Genomic DNA, 281 nt, shown 5'->3' with positions numbered 1-281 from the left:
CTGAAGAAGGCCTACGTCGGCGTCACCAACGTGCTGGAATCCAACCCCAACGCCTATATCTGGGCCGGCCGCGACTTCCACCAGCGTCCGCAACAGGGGATCAACGACTACTTCTGGATGAACCACGACGGCCAGGGCGCCGGGGTGAAGAACTTTGATATCGGCGGCGTGCAGTTTGACGTGGCGACGGTGTCGCAGGTGAAATCCTGTAGTCCGGAAGTGATGGCAGACGAGACCAACCCGTCGCGTATCACCTGTACCGGCAGCTCCGACACCGGCGA

1 protein-coding gene is annotated in these 281 nt (G+C 61.2%); it reads left to right on the top strand.

The window, feature by feature from the left end:
• A partial coding sequence (locus HMPREF3096_RS31580) for a carbohydrate porin (protein WP_228704806.1) occupies window positions 1–281 on the top strand: 281 nt, incomplete at both ends.

This window comes from Klebsiella sp. HMSC25G12 (assembly GCF_001807705.1).
Taxonomy (GTDB): Bacteria; Pseudomonadota; Gammaproteobacteria; order Enterobacterales; family Enterobacteriaceae; genus Klebsiella; species Klebsiella variicola.
The sequence above is the reverse complement of the archived record's forward strand: the minus strand, read 5'-3'. Positions and strand labels throughout refer to the sequence as shown.